Annotated in this window: 1 protein-coding gene; it reads right to left on the bottom strand. The window is 64.3% G+C overall.

The features are described 5' to 3' along the window. Positions 1-983, bottom strand: a 983-nt coding sequence (locus tag HFP08_RS28875) for an immunoglobulin-like domain-containing protein (RefSeq protein WP_346768774.1), incomplete at both ends; no start/stop codon positions are given.

Raw genomic sequence — 983 nt, 5'->3', positions numbered from 1 at the left:
CTTCCCTTCGCGATCGTCGCCGTCAGCGTCACCGTTGCGTCGCCTGTCGTGTAGCTCGGTCGCACTACCGCGCCGTCCTCTCCGACCACGCCCGTCGCATCGCTGCTCCATGTTATCGTCGTGCCATTCGCGCCGCTCGTCGGCAAGCCAACATCCTGCGTCACGCTCGACGCGCTGTCTCCCGATGCATAGGTTACTTCAAGCGCCGATTTGTCCGCTGCCACCGCCTCAGCGTCGCTCTGCGCAAGCTTCACCACCGTTAGTGCGAACGTCTTCGTCGCGCTTTCGCTTCCCTTCGCGATCGTCGCTGTCAGCGTCACCGATGCGTCGCCCGTCGTGTAGCTCGGTCGCACTACCGTGCCGTCCTCTCCGACCACGCCCGGCGCATCGCTGCTCCATGTTATCGTCGTGCCATTCGCGCCGCTTGTCGGCAAGCCAACATCCTGCGTCACGCTCGACGCGCTGTCGCCCGATGCGTACGCGATCTCCAGCGCCAGCTTATCTGCCGCCACCGCCTCAGCGTCACTCTGCGCAAGCTTCACTACCGTCAGCGCGAACACCTTCGTCGCGCTTTCGCTTCCCTTCGCGATCGTCGCCGTCAGCGTTACCGATGCGTCGCCCGTCGTGTAGCTCGGTCGCACTACCGTGCCGTCCTCACCTACCACGCCCGTCGCATTGCTGCTCCATGTTATCGTCGTGCCATTCGCGCCGCTTGTCGGCAAGCCAACGTCCTGCGTCACGCTCGACGCGCTGTCGCCCGATGCATAGGTTACTTCAAGCGCCGATTTGTCCGCCGCCACCGCCTCAGCGTCGCTCTGCGCAAGCTTCACTACTGTCAGCGCGAATGTCTTCGTCGCGCTTTCGCTTCCCTTCGCGATCGTCGCTGTCAGCGTCACCGATGCATCGCCTGTCGTGTAGCTCGGCCGCACTACCGCGCCGTCCTCTCCGACCACGCCCGGCGCATCGCTGCTCCATGTTATCGT

It is taken from the genome of Paenibacillus sp. HB172176 (assembly GCF_011947265.1).
Taxonomy (GTDB): Bacteria; Bacillota; Bacilli; order Paenibacillales; family Paenibacillaceae; genus Pristimantibacillus.
The sequence above is the reverse complement of the archived record's forward strand: the minus strand, read 5'-3'. Positions and strand labels throughout refer to the sequence as shown.